This is a genomic window from Thermoleptolyngbya sp. M55_K2018_002 (assembly GCF_015295965.1).
GTDB lineage: Bacteria > Cyanobacteriota > Cyanobacteriia > Elainellales > Elainellaceae > Thermoleptolyngbya > Thermoleptolyngbya sichuanensis.
The window spans coordinates 1-23,982 of sequence record NZ_DVEA01000269.1 but is presented as its reverse complement, the minus strand read 5'-3'; the positions used below and the strand labels follow the sequence as shown (position 1 = coordinate 23,982).

The 23,982-nt window shown below is 59.2% G+C and carries 19 protein-coding genes; 9 read left to right on the top strand and 10 right to left on the bottom strand.

All coding sequences use genetic code 11. The features are described from left to right. Positions 1-1,154: AMIN domain-containing protein (locus tag IGS51_RS13855; RefSeq protein ID WP_297079017.1), on the bottom strand; the 1,154-nt coding region annotated here is incomplete at its 3' end. A gap of 726 nt (positions 1,155-1,880) precedes the next feature. Between IGS51_RS13855 and IGS51_RS13850 the strand changes: the two genes are divergently transcribed. Beyond that, a complete protein-coding gene (locus IGS51_RS13850; RefSeq protein WP_297079016.1) occupies positions 1,881-2,645 on the top strand; it encodes a metal ABC transporter ATP-binding protein in 765 nt (254 codons plus the stop codon). 17 nt (positions 2,646-2,662) lie between these two features. Next, positions 2,663-3,508: a metal ABC transporter permease gene (locus IGS51_RS13845; RefSeq protein ID WP_297079015.1), complete on the top strand. Its 846-nt coding sequence runs from the start codon at positions 2,663-2,665 to the stop codon at positions 3,506-3,508. Between the two features lie 173 nt (positions 3,509-3,681). Here the strand turns inward: IGS51_RS13845 and IGS51_RS13840 are convergent, their stop codons facing one another. Together IGS51_RS13840 and IGS51_RS13835 are read right to left on the bottom strand one after the other, a co-directional pair. After that, the gene (locus tag IGS51_RS13840; RefSeq protein ID WP_297079012.1) at positions 3,682-4,044 is read right to left on the bottom strand and encodes a hypothetical protein; all 363 of its coding nucleotides are present in this window, start codon (positions 4,042-4,044) and stop codon (positions 3,682-3,684) included. Positions 4,045-4,297: 253 nt separating this feature from the next. Beyond that, positions 4,298-5,497, bottom strand: a complete 1,200-nt coding sequence (locus IGS51_RS13835; RefSeq protein WP_297079010.1) for an HhoA/HhoB/HtrA family serine endopeptidase — start codon at positions 5,495-5,497, stop codon at positions 4,298-4,300. A gap of 512 nt (positions 5,498-6,009) precedes the next feature. On the opposite strand from IGS51_RS13835, the gene IGS51_RS13830 reads away from it, so the two are divergent. Then, the gene (locus tag IGS51_RS13830; protein WP_297079008.1) at positions 6,010-6,381 is read left to right on the top strand and encodes a metal-sensitive transcriptional regulator; all 372 of its coding nucleotides are present in this window, start codon (positions 6,010-6,012) and stop codon (positions 6,379-6,381) included. Positions 6,382-6,445: 64 nt separating this feature from the next. On the opposite strand, the gene IGS51_RS13825 is transcribed toward IGS51_RS13830, so the two are convergent. The 5 genes from IGS51_RS13825 to IGS51_RS13805 form a co-directional block, all read right to left on the bottom strand. Continuing rightward, complete coding sequence (locus IGS51_RS13825) at positions 6,446-7,150, bottom strand: glycoside hydrolase family protein (RefSeq protein WP_297079006.1); 705 nt, start codon at positions 7,148-7,150, stop codon at positions 6,446-6,448. Between the two features lie 93 nt (positions 7,151-7,243). Further along, on the bottom strand, positions 7,244-7,903 hold the full coding sequence (locus IGS51_RS13820; protein ID WP_297079004.1) for an SDR family oxidoreductase: 660 nt from the start codon (positions 7,901-7,903) through the stop codon (positions 7,244-7,246). A gap of 139 nt (positions 7,904-8,042) precedes the next feature. Further along, on the bottom strand, positions 8,043-8,786 hold the full coding sequence (locus IGS51_RS13815) for an NUDIX domain-containing protein (protein WP_172354052.1): 744 nt from the start codon (positions 8,784-8,786) through the stop codon (positions 8,043-8,045). Beyond that, on the bottom strand, positions 8,735-9,346 hold the full coding sequence (locus tag IGS51_RS13810; protein ID WP_297079002.1) for a nicotinate-nucleotide adenylyltransferase: 612 nt from the start codon (positions 9,344-9,346) through the stop codon (positions 8,735-8,737). The genes IGS51_RS13815 and IGS51_RS13810 overlap by 52 nt, the downstream gene beginning before the upstream one ends. 96 nt (positions 9,347-9,442) lie before the next feature. Continuing rightward, positions 9,443-10,795, bottom strand: coding sequence for a nicotinate phosphoribosyltransferase (locus tag IGS51_RS13805; protein WP_297079000.1), 1,353 nt, complete (start codon positions 10,793-10,795; stop codon positions 9,443-9,445). Between the two features lie 529 nt (positions 10,796-11,324). On the opposite strand from IGS51_RS13805, the gene IGS51_RS13800 reads away from it, so the two are divergent. Next, complete coding sequence (locus IGS51_RS13800; RefSeq protein ID WP_172354055.1) at positions 11,325-11,918, top strand: MarC family protein; 594 nt, start codon at positions 11,325-11,327, stop codon at positions 11,916-11,918. 178 nt (positions 11,919-12,096) lie between these two features. Further along, positions 12,097-12,849 carry a DUF3153 domain-containing protein gene (locus IGS51_RS13795; RefSeq protein ID WP_297078998.1) on the top strand — a complete coding sequence of 251 codons (753 nt, stop codon included), beginning with the start codon at positions 12,097-12,099 and terminating at the stop codon, positions 12,847-12,849. Between the two features lie 127 nt (positions 12,850-12,976). Here IGS51_RS13795 and IGS51_RS13790 read toward each other — a convergent pair whose 3' ends face one another. Next, complete coding sequence (locus tag IGS51_RS13790; RefSeq protein ID WP_297078996.1) at positions 12,977-14,173, bottom strand: glycosyltransferase family 2 protein; 1,197 nt, start codon at positions 14,171-14,173, stop codon at positions 12,977-12,979. 516 nt (positions 14,174-14,689) lie between these two features. On the opposite strand from IGS51_RS13790, the gene IGS51_RS13785 reads away from it, so the two are divergent. Further along, positions 14,690-15,178 carry a hypothetical protein gene (locus tag IGS51_RS13785; RefSeq protein WP_297078994.1) on the top strand — a complete coding sequence of 163 codons (489 nt, stop codon included), beginning with the start codon at positions 14,690-14,692 and terminating at the stop codon, positions 15,176-15,178. 20 nt (positions 15,179-15,198) lie between these two features. Here the strand turns inward: IGS51_RS13785 and IGS51_RS13780 are convergent, their stop codons facing one another. Then, on the bottom strand, positions 15,199-19,713 hold the full coding sequence (locus IGS51_RS13780) for a filamentous hemagglutinin N-terminal domain-containing protein (RefSeq protein WP_297078991.1): 4,515 nt from the start codon (positions 19,711-19,713) through the stop codon (positions 15,199-15,201). Positions 19,714-20,027: 314 nt separating this feature from the next. Here IGS51_RS13780 and IGS51_RS13775 point away from each other — a divergent pair, with 314 nt between their 5' ends. The 3 genes from IGS51_RS13775 (at position 20,028) to IGS51_RS13765 (ending at position 23,672) form a co-directional block, all read left to right on the top strand. Then, positions 20,028-20,801 carry a hypothetical protein gene (locus IGS51_RS13775; RefSeq protein WP_297078990.1) on the top strand — a complete coding sequence of 258 codons (774 nt, stop codon included), beginning with the start codon at positions 20,028-20,030 and terminating at the stop codon, positions 20,799-20,801. Positions 20,802-21,087: 286 nt separating this feature from the next. Then, on the top strand, positions 21,088-21,750 hold the full coding sequence (locus IGS51_RS13770) for a response regulator transcription factor (protein WP_297079020.1): 663 nt from the start codon (positions 21,088-21,090) through the stop codon (positions 21,748-21,750). A 2-nt stretch (positions 21,751-21,752) separates the two neighbouring features. After that, the gene (locus tag IGS51_RS13765) at positions 21,753-23,672 is read left to right on the top strand and encodes a CHASE2 domain-containing protein (protein ID WP_297078988.1); all 1,920 of its coding nucleotides are present in this window, start codon (positions 21,753-21,755) and stop codon (positions 23,670-23,672) included. Positions 23,673-23,982 lie beyond the last annotated feature (310 nt).

Genomic DNA, 23,982 nt, shown 5'->3' with positions numbered 1-23,982 from the left:
TCGGGCAAAACTGGAGCCGCCGCAGGAGCCGCACTGGGAACTGCACTGGGAACTGCATTGGGAACCGCCGCAGGAGCCGCATCCAGGGGCGGAATCGTCACCGTGACCGGCCGCCCGTCTGGCGCGGAGGGCGGCAAGGTTGCGGGAATCTGCCATGCGCCAGAAGCGCTGCTACTAGGCGGCGTGGGAATCGAAACCGCGCTGGGCGCAGTCGCCCCTGGTGGCGTGGTTTGCAGGGTCGCTGGCATGGTTTGCAGCGCCGCCGCGGGTGAACTAGCGGGTGGTGCTGTCGCCGGGGCTGTGGGCGGAATCTCAACAGGCACAGGCGGGGCGCTTGGCAACGGCGTTTCAACTGGCAGCTCGTTGCGACGAATTCGCACGGTGGTATTGCTGCCCGATAGCTCAGGCGGAATCGGAGAGGACTGGGACGGCGTTATGGCAATGACGGGCGGCGGCGCGGGCTGGGGAAGGGCTGATGCAGGCGGGGAAACTGGTGGTTGAATCGGTTCAGACGGAGCCGCTGGCTGGGGCACGACTGGCGAAACTGGCGGCGCAGCGGAAAGCCCAAACGGTTCCGCAGGCGGGATAGACGGCGCAACGGGCTGAGTTGCAGGGGGCGTTGCCCCCACCAGCACCGGACGCAGCACCCAGCGGCTCTGTCCGCTGGACGCAGGGCCCACCTGCTGAAGCTGCACCTGCTCCGGCGCAAGGGTGGCATCGGGCGACAGTTCCATCACAATTCGCGTTAGCCCAGGCTGAAACTGGCTCACGCGCACCTGCCGCACTGCGCCGCCATAGACCTGCCCGGCCGATACCGCCCCCACATCGGTATTGGGCAGATCCATGACAATTCGCGTCGGCTGCGCCAGCAAAAACGTGCGTGGCGTAACGCCTGCGGGAACCGTGACTTCTAGCTGCGTGCTGGCGGGGTCAAACTGCCACTGGGTCAGGGTAGAAGCCTGGGCAGGCGCAGCGGCGGTGGTGGAAACAAGGGTGGCGATCGCCCCCAGGCTAATCATGGCAGGGTTCGCCACCATCGCCGCCAGGCCTAAACTTGCCCCCCATCGCCGCAGTCGAGTGCTGCTCAACCGTTCATTCAGACTTTGGTTCCGCCTTCCGTTCCGCTTGCCATTCCGCCGTGTTGCCTGTTGCATAATCCTAAAACCTGACTGGCCTAACCCGCCGCGCAGCCCAAAGCATAACCCAACTTCCCTGAAACAGACCCAAACGCTGCGTGTAGCGGCTTACGAAGATTTTAACCGCTTGGTCTGGTGTCAAGTCTAATGAACCTGCGCCAATTTCTCAACTTTTTTTCGGTTGCGCCTCGATGGAGATGATTTTGGAGGAGAATGCCCCGCTTCGTGCAGCTTTTATAGGCGACATAGACGACTTAGAGGGTGTTTGAAAAGGTATCGCCTGTAATGTTAAGTACTCAGAGATCCCCCTAGCCCCCCTAAAAAAGGGGGGAAACCGCCTTAAAGTCCCCCTTTTTAAGGGGGATTCAGGGGGATCTTGCACGCTTTGCTACAAACAGTAGGACTTTTCAAACATTCTCTTAGAAAAGCCCAAGTTCAGGGTGCATCCCACTTGTGGAACCCTCACCCTAAATCCTTCTCCCGCTTTGGGAGAGGGACTTCCAATCCGGCTCTCCTTCTTCCGCTTTGGGAGAAGGGGCTGGGGGATGAGGGCGAACTTGCAGAACTGGGATGTGCCCCAAGTTTAGGACACCAGACAAATCGCAGTTCACCCGATCGCCCGTGGCAGCAAGCCCCGATCGCCTAGTAAGATGGTTCAGAATGATAACCATTCTCAAATCGGCTTCGCCCCAGATCGATTGGGCAAAACCGAGATGAAATCAGCGCTCCATCAGGAGGTGTCTTTTGCAAGAGGTTGTGTTGGCCGTAGAGCGGCTAACGGTGTATCGAGAATCCTATGCGGCGGTGCAGGAGGTGTCCTTTGTGCTGGAGGCGGGCACCGACACGGCGATCGTTGGCCCAAACGGTGCAGGCAAAAGCACGCTGGTGCAGGCGATTTTGGGGATTTTGCCGCGTCAGGCTGGGCATGTGCAGTGTTTGGGACATCCGCTCAGCCCGTCGGGCAAGTTGCCCATGAGTGTGCGGCGACGAATTGCCTACCTGCCGCAAAATCTGCTGTTTGACCGCCGCATTCCCATGACCGTGAGCGAATTGGTGGGGTTGGGCTGGGACGCGCTGGGTATGCAGTGGCCGTGGGCAGGTGGGGGCGATCGCCATCGGGCCGTGCTGGATGCGCTGGAGCGAGTCGGCGCAAGCCATCTGCGCCATCAGCCCATCAGCGGCCTCTCCGATGGCGAAACCAAGCGGGTGCTGCTGGCCTATTGTCTGGTGCGTCCCCGGCGGCTGCTGATCCTCGATGAGGCTCCGGCGGGGCTGGACGTGCGCGGCGAGTCAGAGTTCTATCGCCTGCTCAACCAGCTCAAACAAGAGCAGGGCTGGGCGATTTTGCAAATTTCTCACGATTTGGAAATGGTGCGCCGACACTGCGATCGCGTGCTTTGCCTAAACCGTCGTCTACTGTGTCAGGGCGTTCCCGAAGTCGCCCTGGCTCCCGAAAACCTGGCCGCTGCCTACGGCTCAGAATTCGTGCAATATCGACACACGCACTAGCATCACCCATTCGCCTTATGTCTCTGCAAGCCGATTTAATTCGCGTGATTGAGCTATTTCAGTTCCCCTTTATGCAGCGGGCGCTGATGGGCGGCGTGCTGACGGGGCTGATGGGCGGCCTGTTGGGCAGCTTTACGATCCTGAGACAGCTTTCGTTCTTCAGCGATGCCCTGGGCCATTCCACCCTGCTGGGCATTAGCCTGGGCGTGCTAATGGGTATTAGCCCGTCGATTGTGTTGCTGCCGTCAGCAGTTTTGTTTGCACTGGGTGTGAATTACTTGCTGCAACGCACTCGCCTGTGGACAGACGCGCTGCTGAACATGATCTATTCTTCATCGCTGGCGATCGCCGTTATTATCCTCAGTTTTGTGGATTCCTACAAAGGCGGTCTCAACAATCTCCTATTTGGGGACATTTTGGCTATTCAGTATTCTGACTTGTGGACGAGCGGCATTCTGCTTTGCATCTGTGTTCTATTCGTCAGCCTGTCGCTGCGGACACAAATGCTGATGACGCTGAATGAATCGCTGGCGATCGCCCGTGGGGTATCTGTTGAGGTTCACCGCACGGCGTTTATCGTGCTGCTATCGCTCGTCGTTGGGGTGTCGATCAAGGCGATTGGGGCGCTGTTGGTGAGCGCGTTTGTGGTGATTCCTGCCTGCGCGTCGCGACTGCTGAGCCGCACCTTTGGTCAGTATGTGCTGCTGTCGGCCGCGCTTGGAGCCGTCAGCGCCTTGGTGGGCATTGGGCTATCGGCCTGGTTTAACCTGCCGTCTGGGCCCAGCATCGTTGTGACGCAGTTGGTAATCTTTTTGGGGGCGATCGCCTTCTCCCAACTTCAGCCCACGTCCGCCCGCACCTGAACAGCTCCTTGCTGAGCCAAATCTTTGGCCCGCCGATGGTTCAGTCTACTCGATACACTCGATACGTTTAGGACTTACGCAGTTGGACAATTTCTCGCGGACGCAGCCCGCGAGAAATTGTCTAAAGTCCAGAGAGCTTACCGCAAGTACGTAAGTCCTGACGTTATTCATCGTTACTCGAAAAAAGAAGACCTGTAGGAGACGCGCCCCTCTCGATCAATTGAGATATATCGCCGCTTTTGAAGCTCATAGACGATGAGTTCCTTATCTACCTCGGAGATGCCCCCCTGGAACTGAAACATCGCCCCAATCGAGTTCAGTAACGTAGTCTTTTTGGTCGGCTTGGACTTGAGTAGCCGTTCCGCAACGTACTGGATCGTTTCTGGGTCGTGGGCCCGAGATTCTTTTTGATCGGGATGTGCTTCTTCCTCTTCTTTGCGAGCTAGCTGAATGAGATGCTGAGCCAGCCGGAACTTTTCCCGATACGTCAGTTCCTCACAAATATCCAATATTTCGTTGTAGGCTTCACTGTTCATCTCAGGCTTTGTCCGTCTCAGTCTTGATTCAGTGTACGTGTGTCGAATATCTATTCTCTCTAATGGAGCTACGAGTGCAACAGGTGTCAGCCCCGCAGACGCTTGACTGGCAATCCAAAATTGCAAATCGAAAATCGATAAACGCCAAAGGCAGGAGGTAGTCTACCACGCGGCCAGAAAGCAGCTAGAAAGCGGCAGCAAGTACCGCTTTCTAAAGATACGTCAGATACGTTAAAAATATGCTGGTTTCGCCTCAGCGGAGGGCGCTGCTGCTCTTCCCAGCGGGTTGTAGTTCTGCTGTGCGTACCGACAGCGTGCGGGTCAGATCGCCGCGCTTCACGGTGATCTGGAGTGGCTTGCCCAGTTCACTATTTTCCACAAGGGTTTGCAACTGGTCGGCACGGGTAATGGCTTGCCCATTGACCTGCGTAATCACGTCGCCGCGACGGATGCCGCCCTTGGCAGCGGGGGAATCGGGCACAATCCCCATCACCAGCGCCCCGTTCACCTCTGGCAAAATCAGGGTCGCGTTGGGGTCTTCGTTGTTGTCTCGCGCTTGTTCTGGAGTCAGCGTGGCAATTTGCACGCCCAGGTAAGGGTGCTGCACAGACTCGCCGCGAGCCAGTCGGGTGGAAATGTCCTTGGCTTTGTTAATCGGGATCGCAAAGCCGATGCCCATTGCATTGGCGCGGATGGCGGTGTTGATGCCAATTACTTCGCCCTTCTCGTTGAGCAGGGGACCGCCAGAGTTGCCGGGGTTAATCGCGGCATCGGTTTGAATAAAGTCCAGGCGCTTGTCGGGAATGCCCACGTCAGCACTGGAGCGGTTGAGCGTGCTGACGATGCCCAAGGTGACGGTGTTATCCAGTCCCAGGGGATTGCCAACGGCGATCGCCCAGTCTCCCACCTGCACCGCGTCCGAGTCGCCCAGCGTTGCCACCGGAAGGCGATCGCTCGTGTTGATCTTCACCACTGCCAGGTCGGTCACTTCGTCTACGCCGCGCACCTCGCCATCAAACTGACGGCCGTCCTTCAGGCGCACCGTCACCCGGTCGGCATCGTCCACCACATGGGCATTGGTCAAGATCGTGCCATCGGCGCTGATGATAAATCCCGACCCCTGTCCGCGCAGCCGCTCCTCATAGCGACCGCCGGGGGGCATCATGCCATCGCCAAAAAACTGGCGGAAAAAGGGATCGTTGAACATTGGGTCTACGTTTCGGGAAACCGTGCGCTCCGTGTCAATCCGCACGACCGCCGGCCCGACCCGGTTCACCGCTGCTGCCACAAAGCTGCTCCCGCGCGCTGCCCCCACGGGCACATCAGCCGACGCGGCCGGAGTGGTCAGCGGATTTAGCAACAGCAGCCCACACAAAAACACCCTCATCAGCCGCGCCACAACCCGACGCAGCGCTTGTAACTTCAGCCCATTCATGAACCTGTCCCGTTGCATGGCAATTTCTCGTCTCGCGCAATAACTCTGAGCGTGCCGGAACGCCCTTGATGCATACAGCGCTCCATCCCATATCTTAGCGATCGCCCTTCGCCAGCGACAGTCCAGCGGCGGTACGGTTTTCAGGACTGGGCTAAGATGAAGGCAGTTCGGGTAGCCGATGGGCTGCCCCCTCCCCTGCTCTGTGGTAGCTAATGTGTACACGCATCTCGATTTTTTGCGTAAGGCTCTGAAAGATCCCCCTAAATCCCCTTTAAGAAGGGGGACTTCCGATCCAGTTCTCTCTGCTGCGGGTCACTCTGGCTCCAGTTCCCCCTTAAGAAGGGGGACTTCCGATCCAGTTTTCTCTGCTGCGGGTCACTCTGGGCCCGGTTCCCCCCTTGTTTAAGGGGGGTTTGGGGGGATTACAGCACTGCCGCTCAAGCGTGAAGACTTGCGTGTACACAGTGGTTGTCAGTGATTGTCAGTGAGTGTCGTAGCACCGTCCGTTTTGTACCTTTCTTGCCCCTATCATGACCGCCCCCAAGCTTTCGCAAAACAGCCCTGAGCATTCCCACCCGCAGTCTGATGCGGAACACCTGCATACCGACCCTGCCACGCCCGAACGCGCCCACATCCACAGCGAGGAATCGCTCCGGCAAATCCTTAATCGGCTGTCTCGGATCGAGGGTCATATTCGCGGCATCAAGCTGATGGTGCAAGAAAGCCGCCCTTGTCCTGATGTGCTGGTGCAAATTGCTGCTGTGCGGGGAGCGCTGGATCGCGTGGCGCGGGTCATCCTGGACGAACACCTGACCGAATGCGTCGGCCGCGCTGCTCAGGATGGCAACATTGAGCAAGAATTGGAAGCCCTGAAAGCCGCGCTGGATCGGTTTTTGCCGTAGATTCTGGCTCCGGTAATTGCTCTGGGTTTTGGTCTGGGTTTGGGTGACTGTTCTGGTGACGGTCTCAGTTCCCGGCAATCGCCAGTTCCTCTCTCAGCATCTCCTCGTAGATATCGGGCAGCGAGGCGCTCATGGAATTGGTTTCGATGCCGTAGCCCAGGCTGGTCCAAGTGGGAGAAAGGATATACAGCACCTCCTCAATGGCCCCATCGCGCAGCAGTTGGGCCAGGTCTACGCCCCAGGCCTGGGGGTCGCTGAGCCAGGCATAGACCACGGCATCCTGATATTCTGGCTCAAAGCTGTAGCTGCGCCAGCGCCACAGGCCAGACGGGTTGGGGTGATAGGTCTGGGCCTGCTCTAGCCAGGTGGAGGTGATGAACTGGTAGCGGCCCGCAGCCGTGGTGCAATCGCCCAGATTGGGCCCCGCGACGATGGGAACGCAGCGATCGGGATGCTGGGAAAAATCCTCGAAGCGATCGCCCCCATAAATCAGCGAATAGGGCCGCGGATCGTTGGACTCGCTGGCAGAAATCGTCCGCATTAGCGCTCGAATGTAGGGATCGCCACCCTTCATCCGCAGGGGAATCGGCGTGACGCTGCCGACGGGTTCTCCACTCCGCGGCAGAGACCCGTCCCAGCCCATCACTTTTTCCACGACAGGCAGCGCCATCAGCGCCAGCGCCCCCACCAGCAAAATGCGGGTCACGGCGCTGCGCTTGGACGGCAGTGGCTTGGGGGATGAGGTTGGAGAAGGAGGAATCAGAGTCACGAGTTGGCAAGAAGGTTCAGCATTGTGGAGTACCCAGTGGAGTACCCAGTGGAGTAACCCAGTGGAGTACCCAGTGAACGACCCAGCCTGGATTTAGGCGATCGCCCCAAACAGTTCACCATAGGAACGGGCAGGGGCATCGGGACGGGCCACCACTTCCACAATCTTATTGCGGGCTTCCGGTAAGGTTAGCGCTTCTACACAGACTTCCGCCACCTTTTTGCGGGGAATGCGCCCGTCAAACAGCGTATCTGCGCCCTGCATCACCACCGCATCGGGCAGGTCGTCTTCTAGCAGCCCACCGGGCCGCACGATCGTATAGGTCAAACCGCTCTGCTGAAGGTATTCCTCCGCCTGCTTCTTCCACACCAGGATCAGCCAGAACAGGTTAAGCGGATGAAATAGCTTGGATACGCAGAGCGACGACACCAGAACAACGTGCTGAATGCCCTGCGCTTTGCAGGCATCCACCAGATTCTTTGTGCCTTCCAGGTCTGTTTTGTAAGGGCCCGTTGGGTCGAAGCTGGGGGCGGCTCCGGTGGCGCAAAGCACGACAGTACAATCGGCGATCGCCGCCTTGAGGCTTTCCGGTTGCAGCACATCGCCCACTACCAACTCGGCAGCCGGGGGCAACACTTCGCGCCCCCGTTCCAAATTTCGCACCACCGCCCGCACAGGAATCTCTCGCCGCACCAGTTCTTCCACAATGCGTCGCCCCGTGCGCCCCGTTGCGCCTACCACACAAGCCTTCATCGCGATTCCTCCTGAATTTCAAGCCCTGAATTTCAAGCTTGTTCTGCCCGTTCCCGTAGCAGAACCTCCCAAATCCTACCCCAGCCCGCCCGCATTCCAGGTCGGGAAATCTCGCTCTGAACTGTGCAGCTACCCGATGTTAAATAAAAACCAGGGGTTTGTCTTTGAGCGGGGCAAAGGCATCGGCATCGAAACGGTAGAGGCTGGCGGGTCGGCCCGCGCCCCGCGACACCTTGATTCCTGTATCAGCCAAAAATCCCAGCTTCAGCAGGCGCGATCGAAAGTTGGAATAGTCTGAAAAATTTTCGCCCAGCACGGTGGTATAAAGCTGGTACAGATCGCCGAGGGTAAACAGTTCGGGCAGCACCTCAAAGGCGATGGGGCTATATTCCAGCTTGTTTCGCAGGCGGCGATAGCCATACTGCAAAATTTCCTGATGGTCAAACGCTAGGTCAGGCAACTGGTTCATGGGATACCAGGCGATGCCGCTGACCCCATCGGCAATCAGTTCTGCATCTGCCAGCCGCACCAGCGCAAAGTAGCTCACCGACAGATAGCGCACGCCGTAGCGGTTTGGCGCTTCTCGCGGATCGCGCTGGGGGCCGCCAAAGGTATATAGCTGTTCCAGGTACAGGTTATTGACCCGAATCTTTTCAGACAGCACGCGATAGGCCGCGTCCTCCAGCGATTCGCCCTGGCGCACGAGCGTCCCCGGCAGCGACCAATAGCCCAGGTAGGGGTCGTTGTCGCGCATGACCAGCAGCACCAGCAGCCGATTCTGTTCCGTATCGACAGAAAAGATGACGTTATCCACGCCCACTTTGAAGTCTGCTAGCTGGTGTGGAGTGGAGTCACTAGGCTTGCGGGAGTGTCGTCCTGGCATGAGGTGTAGAGGCGCTGTTGGTGAATATATGCCTCGATGGGAGGAATGAGCAGGTGCGGGTCTTTGTCGGTGCGGTAGGCGGTGGACGAGGCGGGAATGCCTTCGTGGGGGGCGATCGCCACCGTTGCCCCCAGTTTCCGCAGCGGCTCCAGATCCGCCTCTTGCAGGGGATAGCCCGGTCGGGGCACCACCAGCAGCCGCACCGCCTGCAACAGCGCCTCCACCTGATACCACTTGGGCAACTGCGCCACCAAGTCAGACCCTACCACCAGCGTAAACGTCGCCCGCTTCCATCGCCTCCGTGCCCGATTCACCGTCACCAGCGCTCGCGGATGGCTGAGGTCAGGATAGACGTGCAAATTCCGGCGAGGGGGGTGAATCGCCGCCACCATGAGCCGCAGCATGGCCGTGCGATGTTCCAGTGGCGTTTGGTGCAGCTTGAACGGGTTGTCCGAAGCCCACACTGCCACCTCATCAAACTGATCCGCCAGCCATACCAGAATATCCTGGTGGGCGCGGGTTGGTGGGTCGGCGCTGGTTCCAAAAAGGGCGATGTGCATATCAGGGGCAAGGGGCTAAGGGTTAGGCGTGAAGGATTGATTTGAGCGTTGTCTTTTCTGCATGACCCGGCCTGAGCATCAGCGATTAATCGACGGTTATCCCATCAGCCGCGCCTGCGTCTCTTCGGTCAGGCTGTGCAGCGCGGGCGTGATTTCTGGCGTGTAGGGGTCGATGCAGATGACCTGACGGAGGGTGGAGGGGAGGGCGGCAACGTTGGCGCGGGTGCGCTGGGCGATCGCCTCTAGGGGTTCGGAGTGAGAAAGGCGCTGACCCTGCTTCATCACCTGTTGCAGCAGCGGTTGGGCGCTGGGGTGCGATTCGGTGCAGAGGCCGAGGCGATCGCCCCCAAAGCGTCCATCCTGCAACAAGCGAAACACCTGCTTGCGACCGGGGTAGGTGGCTTTGCCGCTGGAGCCTTTCAGGGTCGGGATGTTGTCGATTTCGACGAGCTTATACACGCCGTTGACCGGAGAACCCGTGACCAGTTTCGTACCAAAGCCATAGCCGTCGATGGAGGCTCCCGCCTGTTGCAGCCGCTCGACTTCGTACTCATCCAGGTCGCCACTGGCAAAGATGGGAACACCGGGAAGGAGCGATCGCACGGATTTCGACAGTTCCACCAGATCTCCAGAATCCAGCCGCACGCCGCCCAACTCCAGCCCTTCCAGTTTCATCCGCTCGGCTAGCCGGGCCGCCGCCTCCTCAGAATCGTAGGTATCGATCAGCAGCGGTGCTTTGGGAAAGTAGCGATGAAATGCGGTGAACGCATCCTGCTCACTGCCTTCCAGCGCTTCCAGCGCCATCACCAGTGCGTGAGCCATCGTGCCGCTGGGCTTGCGTCCCAGTTGCAGCGCCGCCAGCACGTTTGAGGTCGCGTCTAACCCCGCCGCCAGAGCCGCCCGCGCCGCCCAGATCGAAGCCTGGGGACTAAAGGCCCGCCGTGTGCCAAATTCCAGCAGCGTTGCTTCGGGGCCCGCCAGATCTCGCAGCCGCGCCGCCCGCGTCGCGATCAGGGTTTGATAGTTCAGCGTGTTCAGCAGGTAGGTTTCCACCAGTTGCGCCTGCCAGAGGGGGGCTTCGATCCGCAGCATTGGCTCATGGGCAAACACGACCGTCCCCTCCGGCACAGCCCACACGTCGCCGCCAAAGCGCCCGGTTTCCAAAATGTCCCAAAACGCAGCGGGTGCATGGTCAAACAGTCCGGTAGCCCTCAGTGCGTCAAGCTGGGACGTGCTAAATTTCAACTGTTGCAGGTAATCCAGGGCTTGTTCCAGCCCCATTGCCACCAGATAGCCAAAGCTCTGGGGCAGCCGCCGCACAAATAGCTCGAAGCTGGCGGGTCGCAGTGCTAGGTCTTCGCCGACGTAGCAAGCCGCCATTGTGAGCTGGTAGAGATCGGTCAGCAATCCGTAGTCTGCGGGCGTAATGTTCAGCGCAGAGGCAGCCATAAACCAGGTTGGCGAGTGAGAGAGGAGTAAGCTTCAGCCATCATTTAGTCAATATCAGCCACCATTAGCCGTCATTGACGATTAAAGATGATTGAAGATGACCGGACTTACGCACTTGTAATGGGTTTCCTGGGTTTCGGACGATTTCTCGCGGGCGCAGCCCCCGAGAAGTCATCCAACAGCGTAAGTCCTAGATGGTTGAGATTATAGTAACTTCAACCATAAATGTCTATGGCTAACTCAGGTTGTATTGGAAGAAATGATCGCCAGAGCGATTAATAGACGGTCAGGCTGTGCCCAGTTTTACTAAAAAAAACCAAAACTTCTGACAGAACTTTCATGAAGGTTGCGTTGGAACGCTTCTTAGAAATCTTAAGCATTTTCGCCTAGACTGGTCTTCTCACCTGCGGCTAGTGTTGAAACCAAGCCCCGCTGTTTGGTGAGCGTCTGCTCCAAGTCTGGGGAGACTCTCTGGGGCGATCGCCCTTACCTGCCTGCCTCCTGGGATTTACAACGCCGCACCTGCCCTATGGACATTTCCGTTCTCACGCAAACATTTCTGGCAATCTTTGTGCTAGCCGATCCGCTGGGCAATGCGCCGATCGTCGTGCTGCTTACCAAGGGCATGGATCTCGACCAAAAAAACCGCGTGGTCGATCGCGCCACGCTGGTCGCCACCCTGATTTTGCTGGGTTTTGCCTTTGTTGGTCAGCCGATTCTCACCTATTTGCACATCAGCACAGCCTCGCTGAAGGTGGCGGGCGGGCTATTGCTGCTACTCGTGGCGCTGGATATGTTGCAGGGAGAAATTAACACCTATGAGGCGGAGCAAGAGCGCGACGTGGCGATTACGCCGCTGGCACTGCCGCTGCTGGCGGGCCCTGGTGCGCTCACCACTGTCACGCTGCTCATGGCTGATCGTCCTACGGCTCGCCTGAGCGTGGTGCTGGGGATCGTATTATCGATGTTTGTGACCTGGATCATCGTGCGCCAGTCTACCCGCATTGAAAAATGGCTGGGCGAAACCGGAACCACCATCGCCGCAAAGCTTCTGGGCTTTATCCTAGCAGCGCTGGCAGTAGAAATTGGCAGCGCGGGAATTCGAGAACTATTTTTGTCCTAAAGGTTGTCCAGCAGGGTTGGGGTGGGCGTGATGGCGTTTTGATGCGTTGGGGAGAGTTGATGGTGGGATGATGAGATCAAGAGGTGTTGAAGGATTGGAATGAGACAACCTTGGGCTGTATTTAAGCTCATTCCTCATCCCCAGACCTCACATCTGTTCCCCTGCCAGATTTCCAGCCATGCGCCGCCTCCTACCGCTGCTCCTCCTCTGCCTCTGCCTGACGGGCTGCATTCAATACGACGTGGGCATTACCTACGACAGCCAGACCCACGGAGAACTGGTGCAGCGGATTCGGCTGGATGGGCAGATTCCGGCGGCGCGGCAATCGACGGCGCGGGCATGGCTGGATGGACTGGAGCGACAGGCGCGGAAACTGGGCGGCAAGGTGCGCCACCCATCGAAGCAGGAGTCGCTGATTACCATTCCGTTTAATAATGGCAAAGACTTAGCTGCAAAGTTCAACCGCTTTTTTAACCCGTCTGCGGAGGAGCGGCGGCAGCTTTGGGGGCCAGATCTGGCAGAACTACCTGCGATCGCCGCTCAGATGAGTGTCCGTGAAACGAACCTGCTGCTGGTGCAGCGCAATCGGCTGAGTTTAGATTTGGACTTGCGATCGCTCGCCGTTCGTGCAGCCGACGGCAGCCTGCTAGTGTCGCCCGGCAGTCTGCTGGATATCGATTTCAAGCTCAACACGCCTTGGGGAGTGCGGCGCGTGGACAGCACCCCAGCACCGGATCTGGGCGATCGCGGAGCGTTTCCGAAGGAAAATCGCCAACTTGCCTGGGCGCTGCAACCCGGCGAACTGAATCATTTAGAAGCAGTGTTTTGGGTGCCTAGCCCGCTCGGTCTGGGAACTGTGGCGATCGCCGTGATTGTTGGCATTGGCGCGCTGATTAAAGCGCTGCTAGAGAGGGATGGAGGGGTGGGGTGACGGGGGAGGGACGGAAAAAATGAAGAACGAAGAACGAAGAACGAAAAACGAAAAATGAAAAATGCAACCTCTTCTCTCTTCGTTCTTCCCTCTTCGTTCTTCCCTCTTCGTTCTTCCCTCTTCCCTCCTAACTTCCAACCTCTGGCTCTCGCTCCGTCCGAATCCACTGGGTTTGGCGATTGGTAACGAAGCCAAAGTAGCGGGGAATTTTGCGAAGCACGTAGAGCGGAATACTGAGCAAGGCGCTGGCGGGGATCAGATTCGTGCCGAAGCGAACCCACGCGCCGGAAATTGCGCCTAGCAGCAGGCAGCCCTGAGCCAGCAGCAGCGCCGCAGGTAGGGCAGATGCGCCCAACAGCAGGGCGATCGCTGCCAGACCCAAAGCCATTGCCCACAGCATCACCAGCAGCGACAGGGGCGGCACGGCCAGATCGAGGGCGATCGCCAGCAGGTCAACGCGACCCCGCCGCAGCGCTTCGCCCAATAAACGGGGAACCTGAGTCATCAGCGTGTGCAGATGGCCATGCTCCCAGCGGGTGCGCTGCTGGTCGGCGGCGGTTCGGCGGGCGGGCAATAGCCCCATCACGTAGGCGGTGGCGCAAAACAGGGGCGGATGGTCGGCGATCGCCAAGTCCAGCCCAAGCTGCATATCTTCCACAATGTTGCCGCTGGCCAGGGACACCTGCCGAATCACGTCCCAGGGAAAGGCCATGCCCGTGCCCGTCAGCAGCGACGGTAGCCCCAGGCGGGATAGCCCCAGCAGGCGCACCTGATTTTTTACCAGAAACGCCAGGGAGGACACGGCGCTGGCGGCACTGGGGCGGGGCGGCGTTTCCATTAAATAAACTGCCTGCACCGGGCGATGGGTTGCCGCCGATAGGCTGGCGATATCGGACAGTGCGCCAGCGTTCATCCAGCAGTCTGCATCGGCCATTACCACCACCTCTGGCGGGTTTTTGGCAAGATGACGCAGCCCAAAATCCAGCGCATAGCCCTTGCCGCGATGGTCGGGATCACGCCGCTCGACCACCTCCGCTCCGGCCGCAAAGGCCACTGCTGCCGTATCGTCGGTGCAGTTGTCGGCCACCACCAGCAGGCGATCGCCCGCCTGGAGTTGCGGCAAAATCGTGGCGATCGCCGCGCCAATGCCCGCTGCTTCGTTGTGAGCAGGCATCAGCACCGCCGTCCGGGGATGCACTCTGCGGCCGCGCATTCTAGGCGCAGGCAGCGGCAGTAGCGCCATCGCACATTCCACAAACAGTACCAGTACGGGCACCAGCAGCAGCCCCGCAAGACCCATTAGCAAAAAATTAAGCAACAGCATACGGCTTCGCCTTCAGCAACCAACTTGAGACGCGCAAATCAAGACACATAAACCAGCGCTCTCTTAGTGTGGGTGGAGAAGGGCAGCGGCTAACTCCGAAAACTCACGCAATTTGCCGACAGGAAAAGCTCGTTGAGAAAGTGCATACCTGTACACCCCTCTACAAGAAGGTGTGAATAGCTGATGTTCAGCTAAGTGGGTTCAGCAAAGCATAATCCGCGATTTGCAAAATCCTGCAATGTAGATTGCATAAAAGCGCAATTCTTCAGTCGCAAAGCCGCAGGTTCAATGACCCGTTTTGCTCTGCGACTTGGCGCAAAGGCGTAGTGACTTCCCGGTTCCACCCCGGTAGGCTAATAAGTGTCAAGGCAACGCGCGCGGCAGAATCGCAAAAAAAATCGCAGAAAAATCGCAGAGCTACGCATCAGGGCGATCGCCCTATATTCCTGAACCTGTTCCAACCCGTTCCGATCTGATTGCACGCCCCCTTAACCAATCGAGAAGAGGACATTCACCATGACTGCTACATTCGCTCCCACACTTGCCCCCCAACGGATTGCCAATTCTGCTCCCAAGTTCGTTCGGAATGCTATTCGTAATGTCGCCTTTCCGCTGTCCCCGGTTCCCGAATTTGAGCGTTCCGTGTTTGATTGGACCCTCATCACGTTGACAGTCGGTACGATGATCTTTGGAATCTTTGGCGTGTTGGGCGGGTCGTTTGCCCAGCGGGCCAGTGCCGCAGAAGCTCCCCCGACCACCGAAACCCAGGTGCAGCCGAATCCTGGCAGCGCGGCGGATTTGGGCGGTGTGGTGGTGCCGTTCTGCTACTTTCCTGAAGACCCGACGATCTGCTTTACCAGCGTGGGAGACGGTGGCGACGACCCCGTGCAGCCGGGCCCTGCTGTGCGGCTGATCAAGCCACCGCTGATTCATGTCCGCCCTACGCTTTCGCCAATGGAGCCGGAGCCGCCCGTTTTACCGATTGTGATTGCGCCGCTCTCTTGAGATGGGGGCTGCGGCTCACGCTAGAGGGTTGTCTCAGAGTCACATTCTCGGCTCAGCACTAGCCGCCCGTCGGTTAATTCATACACGCCCTGCGGTTCGATAATAGGGTCGCCGGGCTGCCAGGAACGGCTCTGGGGCAATGGCTCTGGGGTCGTTTCGGGTAGCGGCTGCACGTCTCCGGTGGGGAAGGGCGACAGCGACGCATCCCCCGGCGCGTAGGGCAAGCCGCCAGACCCCGTAATGACGAAGCGACCCGATTGGCGATCGCGCACCACGCAGCTATTGGCCAGCAGTCGCCCCTCGTCTATCGAGGCATCTGCTAGCGGCGTGAGGCTATTTTGGACGCTGCTGGTATCGGGAGTGATGATTTGCCCGGGGGCGGTTTGTCCCGATGCGTTTAGATCCACCTGGTCGTTGCGGTCAAAGTCATTTGCGCTGCCGGGGGGATTCGTCTCGCTGAAAAAGGGTGGGAGCGTGATGTTGCCGCCACGCCCCTCGGCTGCTCGACTAATAATGTCGCTGTCGTCGAAGGCGACCACGCCCGCGCCGCCGATGGTGATGTTGCCGCCGTCGCCTCGGCTATTGGTGGTGATGTCGCTGTCGCCCTCCAGCACCATGAAGCTGCGGGTTGACCGACTGCCTGTGTTGATTTCGATATTGCCGCCCGAGGAGCGGGGGGCGCGGGTGGTGATATCGCCGTCAGACATTTCCAGGCGATCGCCCGTGTTGATGCGAATGTTGCCTGCTGTGCCGCGCCCCCTGCTGGCGGCAGTGATGGCGGCGCGTTCGGTGAGGAACAGGCTGCTAGTGTTCAGCGTGATGCTGCCGCCTGCGGCAAACCGTCCTGCGGCAGTGATATTGCCATTGTTCAACTGCGTGCCGCCGCGAATTGCGATGTTGATATCGCCTGCATCCCCCTGCCCTGCGGTTTGGGCAGAAATGGTGGCGCTGTCCAACACCTGCAAGCTGTTGCCGCGCAGCGTGATGCTGCCGCCGCGTCCTCTGGAGTTGGGCTGGGTGTCGGCAAATAGCCCGCTCTGCCCATCGCCTACGTTGGCGACCGCAGTGCCAAATTTTTCGCGGCGATCGCCCACCGTCGGGTCGCTGCCCGAAAACAGAATGTCGCCACCGTCGAGCGTAATGCTGCCCGCCCGACCCCGCCGCAGCGCGCTGGCGATCACCTGGCCGCCGCCCGTCGCCTCAAACTCGTTGACCGATAGGCGAATGCTGCCGCCCCGACGGTTGTTTTCACTGAGCGCATAGATCACGGCCCCATTTAGAATTCGCAGACGGTTAGCTCGAATGAAAATTTCGCCGCCGCGCCCCTGTGCGCCGAACCGGGTGTTGGTGAACAGTCCGCTGGAACGGCCGGTTTCATTGGTAAAGCCTGCCAGTCGGACATTGCCCGTTGCGTTGATCCGAATGTTGCCTGCATTCCCCTCTCCGGCGGTGTTGGCGATCAGTTGGGCCCCCCGGCGAATCGAGAGCGACCCCGTCTGAATCCGCACTGTGCCGCCGCGCCCGACCGCACCGCTTTGCACATTGCTGAAAATGCCGGTGTCCGTGCCGCGCAATGAGACGCGACCCGCCAGAATCGTCACTTGACCTGCATTTCCCCGTCCGGCGGTGTTGGCCACCAGCGACGCGCCATTGGTGAGAAACAGCGAACCCGTCTCGATGTCGATCGCGCCACCCCGCAGCCGAACGTCGTCGTCCAGCGCCAGCGTATCTGCGCCCACGCTGCTGAAAATGGCAGTGCCGCCGCCGTCGAGTGAGATGCGATCGCCCACTCGAAGAATCACATCGCCTGCATTCCCCTGCGCGCTCGTGCTGGCCACCAGTTGTGCCCCATCAGCCAACTCCAGACTATTGGACGTAACGTTGATATCGCCGCCATTTCCTACTGCATTTCCTTCAACGTTGCTAAAGGCCACGCTAATCTGTCCGCTGGGGCTTGTTCCTGCAAAGCGGACTCGGCCAGTTGCGTTGATGATAATGTCACCAGAATCACCTTTACCCAACGTGCCCGAAAATAGTCGTGCCCCATCCAGCACAAACAGGTTGCGGGCACGGATATTAATGCTGCCGCCGCGGCCGGTTGCCCCTGCATTGACTCGGCTAAAGATAGCGCTAGTCAACTGCTGATCGGCACTGAGTCCCTGAAATAGAACGTCGCCGCTGGCTCGAATCACCACATCTCCCGCATCGCCCTGGCCATTGGTGTTGGACAAAAGCTGTGCGCCATTCAACACCGACAGAGACCCTGTTTCGATGTCGATCGTGCCGCCGCGAAGCTGGATGCTGTCGTCTAGTGCCAGGGTTTCTGCATTAATGCGGCTAAAAATGGCAGTGCCGCCGCCGTCGAGTAAGATGCGATCGCCCACCCGAATCACCACATCTCCTGCATTCCCCTGAGCGCTCGTGCTGGCAACCAGCTGCGCCCCGTCAGCCATCTCCAGCACATTGGCGGTAATCCTGATGTTGCCACCGTCGCCGACTGCGCTTCCCTCCGTATTGGCAAAGGCTACGCTGGTTTGTCCGGTGGGGCCGACTCCAGCAAAGCGCACCCGACCCGTGGCATTGATCAGGATGTCGCCAGACCGGCCCTCACCCAGCGTGCCCGAAAATAGCCGCGCCCCATCCAGCACAAACAGGTTGCGGCTGCGAATGTCGATGTTACCGCCTGCGCCTCTGCCGCCTGCACCAATTCGGCTAAAGGCAGCAGACGGCTGCACCCCGTTTGGGCTGCGCCCTTGAAAGGTGACATCGCCCGTTGCCCGAATGGTCACGTTGCCCGCGTCGCCCTGCCCATCTGTGCTGGCGACCAGTTGCGCTCCATCGGCCAGTTCGACGCTTGCAGCCGTGATGCGGATATCGCCGCCGCTGCCGATTCCGGTATCTTCCACATTGGTAAAGGCCACAGTGGTTTGTCCATTGGGGCCAGTTCCCGCAAAGCGAACTTGCCCGGTTGCATTGATGATGATGTCGCCCGAATCGCCCGTCCCCAGTGTGCCTGCAAACAGCCGTGCCCCGTCCAGCACAAACAGGTTGCGGGATTGAATGTCAATATTGCCGCCGCGTCCTCTGGCTCCTTCATCAACGCGAACAAAGGCAGCGGATGGCAGCGAAGTATCCGTAGGGCTGCGTCCCTGAAAGGTCACGTCTTCGCGGGCCCGGATTAGGATGCTGCCTGCGTTGCCCTGCCCTTCGGTATTGGCGAGCAGTTGCGCTCCGTTGATCAGCACCAGAGACCCCGTGGTAATTTGAATGTTGCCGCCCTGAAGCTGAACGCTGTCGTCCAGGGCCAGGGTTTCTTCTCCCACGCGGCTAAATATGTCGCCGCCGTCAAGTAAGATGCGATCGCCCACCGTCAGAATCACGTTCCCCGCATTGCCCTGACCCAGCGTACTGGTGCTGATCTGGGCGGTGTCTAGCAGTTCCAGTTGATTTGCCACAATTTCCACATTACCTGCGTTGCCAATCGCGTTTTCATTCACGCGGTTTCTCACGAGGCTGTCTTCTGCGATTCGCACTGTGCCCGTTGCATTCAGCCGGAGGTCGCCCGCTTGGCTGCCCTCTGCGCCGAAGGTAGATGCGATGCCTGCCTGCAACTCGCTATCGCCCAGCACTGAGATGTTCCGCGCTGTGACGTTAATATCGCCCTTGTCCCCCAGCAGCACGTCCACAATTGCGCCATTGGTAAAGGTCACGTCACCCCGCGCCAGCCCGTCGGGAATCACCAGGCTCCCGTTAGGGTTCAGTTGCACTGTGCCGCCCGCCGCCACTGCGCCAATGTCGATGCGTCCGCCAAAGGCGCTCAGCCGCCCCCCTTCGACCTGCACGTCGCCGCCCAGCAGCGTCAGGCTTTGCCCATTGGGAACCCGCAGCCCCACCAAAAACGGGTTGCCTGGAACAACAGGCGTGACGGAGCGGTTGACGATGGCTCCTGCGGCCACTTGGTTGAAAAATAGCGCCGAGGGATTGATGGTCAGCAACGCCGACGGAACTTCGGGGGCTGTGGCGCTGAAGCGTCCCAGGTCGCCAAACTGGAAGGCGCTGGCGGTAGTAGCCAGGAAGGAACCCTGGAGATCGAGGCTGGCGGCGGGGCCAAACAGAATGCCGTTGGGGTTGAGGAAATACAGGTCGGCGCTGCCCAACACGCCCAGCCGGCCCAAAATGTTGGAGGGGTTGCCCCCGGTGACGCGGCTAAAGATGGCTTCTACCCCGGCAGGATTGGCGAAATACGCGCCGCGCCCCGCGTCGATGTTGAACTGTTCAAAGCTGTGGAACAGGTTTGCGCCGCGCCGGGCCCCGCCATCGATGCGATCGCTCAAAATGCCCTGAATCAGCACATCCCGCGTCACCACGGAGCTTTCTGCCCCCAGCGTGCCATCTTCAAGAATTGCCTGCGCCTGGGCAGCAGACGGCATGGTCAGCAGGCCCAGGGCCGCCGCGAGGGTAAAGGCTGTGACAGTTCCCTGGGGTGGACTAGACCAAGCAGGGCGTTGGGACAGGGGGCGGGATGGGGGACGCATAGACGCTTTTTGGAGAGCAAAAGTTGCCTGTAGTCTACCATCCTGCTTTTGGGTGAAACGCACCTAAAAAGTTCATTAAATTCAGCAGTTTTAGCGGTTCTCCCCTGGGGCCATTGCAGAAAAGTGCAAGCAAGTTTTCAGGTTTCGGCAAATCCTTTGAGCAAAAACTTCAGCCCTGGGGCTGGGGCACTCCGATATAGTTCGAGTGTGGTGCAGTTCCAGTTTGGGAAGTGTCCCACCCCAGCCCAACTTGAGCGGTTCAGTTCTTAAGCCACTATTTCGCGTTTGCGATTCCGGGTTCCTTTGTGATTTCTGTGCTGTTGATCGGTTTCCTGGTTTGGCTGGCAGTGTTTCATTGGCAAACGCAGCGAGCCTTGCGGTGGTGGTTTGAGCAGCAGCACCACTGGCTTTGTCGCGAGGCGGAGCAGGTTCGCAACGGCCCTTTGCAGAATACCTTCGTCATGCGGCGACAGTTGGAAATGAACTTGGAAATGAACTTGGAAAGGAACTCGGAAATGAACTCGGAGGCTCTGGGCAACCCCCTGACCCAGCAGCCCGCCTGGATGGCCCAGGTGACGCAGTTAAATGGGCAATTGGTGGGGCAACTGGTGCGGTTGAGTGATGAACTCTCGCCGCCGTATCTGGAAACCAGCCTGCCGCTGGCGCTTCAGGCGTGGGCGCAGGAGGAGGGGCTGTCGGGGCTGCTGCTGTGTTTACCGTCGAGGTGGCCAGTAGAGCCGACGCTGCGGGTGTCGCTGCTGCTGTCGATGTTGACGCATCTGCTGCGGGGAGCGATGTCTGGGAGAGACGGGCCAGCGGCGATCGCCCTAGAACTGGCGGAGCGATCGCCCCTTGGCATCGGTCACATTGGCGTACTGACCATTCGGCTAGAGTATCCGACGGTGGCCGCGGCAAGGGCAGCCAGGCGATCGCCCCAGTGGGCGCTGCTCAGTCGTGCCTTTGCGGTGCTGGCTCCGGGCCGCTGCACCCGACGACGACAGGCGCAGCGCATGGTTTGGCAGTTTCGCTGGCGGCTCTCGCCAGACCTATCGCCCCCCGATGTTGAACCCAGGTTGAACCCAGATTGATTCACGATTGAACCCAGATTGAACCCAGATTGATTCACGATTGAACTCAGATTAAACCCAGGTTGATTCACGATTGGATCGATTGTCTCATCCCTGCGGATCGCGCAATGCTGTCTTGGATCAGCCCCCATCCACGTTATGACAAGAGTAAGGACGGCGCATTATGATGACCAGAGCACTCGCCTTTAACCCAGCGATCGCAGCGGGCAAGCCCCAAAAGCGGCGATCGCAAATGACCACAGCGCTGGCGCTTAAGCTAGAGAGGGAGAGACGACGGGAGGCGCACATGGCGGGATCTTCTACCCTGAAGAAAATTGTGGTGGTGGACGACCATGAACTCGTGCTGAACAGCACCGTAGAAGCCCTCCGGCAGCAGTATGTCGATGCCCAAATCACCACGGCCCAAACCGCAGCCAGCGCCCTCGCCCAGATTGCCCAAACCCAGCCCGATCTGGCAGTGGTCGATCTGGCGCTGCCCGAACAGCCGGGCCAACCTTCGCGCCCAGAAGTGGGGCTGCAACTGTTGCGGACGCTAATGCAGCAATATCCCGGCCTCAACATTGTGGTGCAAAGTGCCAATGCCAAGTCGCTGGTGCGGCTGAAGCCTGCGATCAATGCCCACGAGGGCGGTTTCATTATTGCCGACAAGAGCCTGTCGCTAAAGGAAATGCTGACCAAGGTGGAGTGGGCGATGCAGGGGTTAGTATTTACGCCGAAGGAAATGCGAACTGGGCTGGAAATCAAACCAGAGTGGCTGGAGGTGCTGCGGCTGGCGTTTCATGAAGGCTTGCAGGATAAAGCGATCGCCGAACGGATGAGCGTGGCAGAGCGAACCGTCCGCCACTATTGGACGCAGGTGCAAGATGCGCTGGGCGTGTATCCCGACAGCGGCAAAAACCAGCGCATCCAGACCGAAATCCGCGCCCGCGAAGAAGGGCTGATTGACTAGCTATGAACAAGCGGCAAACGCCCTGGGCAGCGCTGCGGCGCGAGTGGCGCATCTGGAAAGCAGGGGCGCTGCCGGGGCTGGCGGTGATTGGGCTGGTGGCGCTGCTGCGGCTAACGGGCAGCCTGCAAGTGCTGGAACTGCTGGCATTGGATCTGCTGCTGCGGCTGCGGCCGGCCGAACCCACCGACCCGCATCTCCTGATCGTCGGCATTGATGAAGACGACATCGAGGCGGTTGGGCGATACCCCATTCCCGATGGGCAACTGGCGGCGCTGATCCAGACCTTGCAACAATCGCGGCCAACGGCGATCGCCCTTGACCTGTACCGCGATCTGCCCCAGGAACCCGGTAGCGCCGAACTGCAAGCCCTGTTTCGCAGCCAGACCAACCTATACGGCATTGAAAAAGTGATTGGACGGGCGATTGCCCCGCCCCCTGACCTGCCTGATGAGCGAGTCGGCTTCGCAGACCTGCCCACCGACCTAGACGGCAAACTGCGCCGCAGCGCCCTCGGCAGCTACAACGCGGAAAAGACCGAGTTTCGTTTCTCTCTGGCGCAACGCCTAGCCGAACGCTTTCTGTCGGAGCGAGATATATCGCTTGCGGGCGGCATTCGTGATCCCTACGCCATGCGGTTTGGCCCGGCGGAACTGCCCCGCACCCAGCCCAACACAGGCAGCTATCACCAGATACCGCTTATGGAAGTGGAAACGCTGCTGTTTTTCCGCAGCGGTTCTCGACCGTTTGACTTGGTAACCCTGCGCGAGGTACTGGCGGGGCAGGTGTCGGCCCACAAAGTGCGCGATCGCATTGTCCTCATCGGTGTCGTTGCGCCCAGCGTCAAAGATACCTTTAACGCTATGGCCGCCGTTACGGGTGTTCCAGAAATCCCGGCGGGAACCATCGCCGGAGTCGAAGCCCACGCCCACGCCACCAGCCAGATCATTCAGGCCGCGCTCTACGGGCGGCCGCTGCTGCGCGATTGGGCAGACCCCTGGGAATATGGCTGGCTGATTCTTTGGGGCATTTGGGGTATCGGGCTAGGGCGGTTTTTGGTCAGTCCCCTGCGGATTCTGGCGGGGCTGGGGCTGGGGCTAATCATGTTGCTGGGGCTGTGCTTTGTGCTGCTGCTGGCGGGCTGGTGGGTGCCGCTGGTGCCTGCGCTGCTGGCGTTTTTCCTGAATGGGGTGGGGCTGACGGCGGCGCTGTTCTATCGCCACCAGCAGGATTTGAAACTGCAATTGCGCGATCGCCAATATGTCATCGACCACACCTTCAACGCCATCCACAGCGGCCCGCTGCAAACCCTGTCGCGCCTGCTCAGCAAAACGCGGTCTGGACACTTGCCCGAAAGCCAGTGGGAAACAGAGCTAGAGCATCTCAACCGGGAACTGCGCGTCGTCTACGATTCAGTTCGCAAAGAAATCCTGACGGAAGACGGCAGCCTCTACCTGTCCGAAGACCAGGCTCTTGATCTCAACGGCCCCTTTGAGGAAGCGCTGTACGAAGTCTATGACCACACGCTGCGGCGAGATTTTGACTGCTTTAAGACGCTGAAATTGCGCCTGACCACGTTTGATCCGCTGGAGACTGCTGGGCTGACGCTAGAACACAAGCGAGAACTCTGTCGGTTTCTGGAAGAGACGCTTTGCAACGTGGGGAAATACGCCGTTGGAGTCACCCAGTTGAACGTCGTGTGCAAGCAGGAAAACGGCCAGAATCTCATCCGCGTGATTGATAACGGCAAAGGAATAGACCCCGAACAATCCATCAAACTGCCTGCGCTGGGAGGACGCGGCACACAGATCGCGGAAAGCATCGCGAATCAGCTTGGCGGCAAATTTCGACGAGAGCCGATCACGCCCCACGGAACGCTGTGTGAATTGATGTGGAACCCCAGCAAGATTCGATTTTGGACGTGAGGTGGAACTTTGGACGTGAGGTGGAACGGAATTCTGCTGACCTGCTGTTTTCTGCAAGGGGGATGACGGTTTTGGGCGATCGCCCCCTCCCAAACTCGCCAGCGATCTTTCCGAACTCTTCATAGGCAAAAGGAATTTTCTCCGATAGCCTAATGCATAGGTGAATTAGCTCGTTGATATAGAGTCTTATCGAAGGGACAAGGCGAAGGAACAAGGATTAGGGCAGACACCAAAATCCAAAACCCAAAATCCAAAACCCAAATCCCTCCCTCCCCTTCCACCGCATTGACCTTGAACCTAGCCCTGAACG

Excerpts from the sequence above, each read along its gene's own strand:
- IGS51_RS13765 (WP_297078988.1), top strand. The coding sequence starts at position 21,753 with ATGAACAAGCGGCAAACGCCCTGGGCAGCGCTGCGGCGCGAGTGGCGC.
- IGS51_RS13835 (WP_297079010.1), bottom strand. The coding sequence starts at position 5,497 with ATGCAACGGGACAGGTTCATGAATGGGCTGAAGTTACAAGCGCTGCGT.
- IGS51_RS13840 (WP_297079012.1), bottom strand. The coding sequence starts at position 4,044 with ATGAACAGTGAAGCCTACAACGAAATATTGGATATTTGTGAGGAACTG.
- IGS51_RS13780 (WP_297078991.1), bottom strand. The coding sequence starts at position 19,713 with ATGCGTCCCCCATCCCGCCCCCTGTCCCAACGCCCTGCTTGGTCTAGT.
- IGS51_RS13810 (WP_297079002.1), bottom strand. The coding sequence starts at position 9,346 with ATGCACATCGCCCTTTTTGGAACCAGCGCCGACCCACCAACCCGCGCC.
- IGS51_RS13845 (WP_297079015.1), top strand. The coding sequence starts at position 2,663 with ATGTCTCTGCAAGCCGATTTAATTCGCGTGATTGAGCTATTTCAGTTC.
- IGS51_RS13820 (WP_297079004.1), bottom strand. The coding sequence starts at position 7,903 with ATGAAGGCTTGTGTGGTAGGCGCAACGGGGCGCACGGGGCGACGCATT.
- IGS51_RS13785 (WP_297078994.1), top strand. The coding sequence starts at position 14,690 with ATGACTGCTACATTCGCTCCCACACTTGCCCCCCAACGGATTGCCAAT.
- IGS51_RS13790 (WP_297078996.1), bottom strand. The coding sequence starts at position 14,173 with ATGCTGTTGCTTAATTTTTTGCTAATGGGTCTTGCGGGGCTGCTGCTG.
- IGS51_RS13815 (WP_172354052.1), bottom strand. The coding sequence starts at position 8,786 with ATGCCAGGACGACACTCCCGCAAGCCTAGTGACTCCACTCCACACCAG.
- IGS51_RS13800 (WP_172354055.1), top strand. The coding sequence starts at position 11,325 with ATGGACATTTCCGTTCTCACGCAAACATTTCTGGCAATCTTTGTGCTA.
- IGS51_RS13805 (WP_297079000.1), bottom strand. The coding sequence starts at position 10,795 with ATGGCTGCCTCTGCGCTGAACATTACGCCCGCAGACTACGGATTGCTG.
- IGS51_RS13795 (WP_297078998.1), top strand. The coding sequence starts at position 12,097 with ATGCGCCGCCTCCTACCGCTGCTCCTCCTCTGCCTCTGCCTGACGGGC.
- IGS51_RS13770 (WP_297079020.1), top strand. The coding sequence starts at position 21,088 with ATGGCGGGATCTTCTACCCTGAAGAAAATTGTGGTGGTGGACGACCAT.
- IGS51_RS13830 (WP_297079008.1), top strand. The coding sequence starts at position 6,010 with ATGACCGCCCCCAAGCTTTCGCAAAACAGCCCTGAGCATTCCCACCCG.